Origin of the sequence: uncultured Olegusella sp. (genome assembly GCF_947253395.1) — a bacterium.
GTDB lineage: Bacteria > Actinomycetota > Coriobacteriia > Coriobacteriales > Atopobiaceae > Olegusella.
The window spans coordinates 1-2,550 of record NZ_CAMXYY010000168.1 but is presented as its reverse complement, the minus strand read 5'-3'; the positions used below and the strand labels follow the sequence as shown (position 1 = coordinate 2,550).

Below are 2,550 nucleotides of genomic sequence, written 5' to 3'. Positions count from 1 at the left end.
ATAATATTGATCGCGGTACCATATTGATTGACGACACACCAGGCATGATGGGCGGTTTCAAAGGTCTGTTTGTACAACGCAAAACGGCCGAAAAGGGTTATCTGCAAGATACCAACAACAGCTCTGACGACTTTGTTGTTATACCCAATGGGCAGAAAAACTATATCAAAAAATAAACTTTTGATAGACTGTGTAATCCATTATAAGCTGCACTTAAACGCCGACACTAAGGGGCATTACGCATGCCTCTTAGTGTCGTTTTTATATATTGCTTCCAATCTTTATGCGTTTTAAATTGTTTCTTTTCCTTGTGTTTCAGTTAAGTCTCGCGTCTGTTTCACTCGCACAAAACATCCTACAAGGCAAAATATACGATGCCAAGACCATGGAGCCCGTGAGTTTTGCCAGCGTCTATGCTATAGATATTGGCAAGGGCGTTATAGCTGACGTACAGGGGCAGTATGTCTTTCGCCACGCCTTTAGCGGTGATTACCGACTCAGGATTTCATGCATGGGCTACGCCACACAAGAGATAAGCGTCAAGGCTGGCACCACGTCTATGAATGTTGCGATGCTCGAGCAAAGTGTCACACTAAGCGACTTTACAGTCACCGCCAAATATAATAGCAAAATTGGAAGCGAGGCCACAATCAATCAAGAAGCCTTAGAATACATACAACCCACGTCTTTGAATGATGTTTTTGAATTGTTGCCAGGAGGAAAGATAGGCAGCAATAACATTCAACGCAACGGACTTATCAGCTCTAGACAGGTGGGTACAGACCTTGCCACGGCTTTTGGAATGGGCGTTTCTATAAATGGAGTGCCCATACAAAATGATGGAATGCGTATACAGCTGAGCGGACTGACTGGATCATCAATGGCTGACCCCAACGGAAATGTGGCTGTCAACACGGGGATAGACCTGCGAACCATATCCACAGACCATATCGAACGCATCACGGTAATACGAGGAATATCGTCGGCCAAAGAAGGCAACCTTAGCTCTGGAGCTATCAAAATAGATTTGAAGCAAGGCAAAAGCCCATTAAGGATAAGAGCTAAGTTTGACCCTTTAAATAAGCTGGCATATGCTGGAAAGGGCTTTTTGATGTCGGAGCAGTTGGGAACACTATATATCGGTGCAGATATTGTGCAGTCTGCTGCAGATATTGCCGACACACGTGGAGCGTACAACCGCATAACAACACAACTCAATTATAACAACAAACGTCAGTGGTGGGGCAAAACCATAGACTTAAACATGCGCGGAGGCTGCGTGGCATCATTCAACAACAGCAAAACAGATGCATTGATTAAGGCTTATCAGGAGAAGTATAACACTTTATACCAACGCCTAGACTTCTCCGCCAAACTGAAGATAACTCTCGAACTACCTTGGATTGATTATATAGAACTGGTGACGTCAGCTGACTATACCAACAACAAATTGGAACATCACAAGCATGTTGTCAACTATTCTGTCACTCCCATGCCACAGTCACATGGCGAAGGTGAGCACGATGGTATTTTCCTGCCATCCACCTATGACACATATTATGAAATTATCAATCGTCCCATCAATGCTTTCTCACAACTTTGTGGACAAAAATTTGGTAAGTGGAACAAATACCTAAACTACAACCTATTACTTGGATTCTCTCTGAATTATACTAAAAACTTAGGAGACGGAACGATTATGAACCTTCAACGTCCTCCATTTCCGACAAGCAGTTTTATACGTCCGCGCAAGAACAGCGACATCCCTGCATTAGTCAATCAGGCTGCGTTCGCGGAGATGACCTTGCGTTTTCAGGCACGACGCAACGAGGTTAACATGCGCATAGGTGTTAGAGAGACTATGATGCTCAATCTTCCACAACATTATGACTTGCACGGCAAACCGTTGTTAGAGCCTCGCATACAATTGGCTTATACCATAACAGGATCTTATTACACGCAAAACACGTTTCGCATAGGATATGGAGTCGAAAACAAGCTTCCCTCTGCCGACTATCTATATCCTGATAAGATATACCATGATTTGATGGTTATGAACGCCTACTTCAACGAAGAGAGTAAACGACGCCTCATACTTGATACGCATATAGCAGACCCTTCCAATCCGTATCTGCATGAAAACAAAAACAAAAAGTGGGAAGTAGGCTACGATTTTTCTTGGCATGGATGGGAAATAAACATGACAGCGTTTCATGAAGAGATGAGCGATGGCATCAGGTACTTCACGCTATACGAGCCAGTGGTCTACACCTATTATTATCAATTAAAACATCCCGTTAGCACAAAACCCTCGCGCGAAGACTTCCTCTCTCGAACCATGCACTCTTTTTTATCTAACCGAATGCCAAAAAATAGCGCAAAAGTTATCAAAAAAGGATTGGAATACAGAATACATATTCCCACCCTAACTGCAATAAAGTCAGACATAGAGGTCAATGGTGCTTACTATCATACCACCTATACCGACGGAGTTCCTGTCATGTATTGGCCAGGCACTATCCAGAATGACAAGCCCTATCCCTACGTGGG

At 43.5% G+C, this 2,550-nt stretch carries 1 protein-coding gene; it reads left to right on the top strand.

What is annotated here, in order from left to right:
• Positions 1–394: 394 nt before the first annotated feature.
• Positions 395–2,550 (top strand): TonB-dependent receptor domain-containing protein (locus Q0X25_RS08435; protein WP_298581235.1); only part of this gene is annotated, 2,156 nt, incomplete at its 3' end.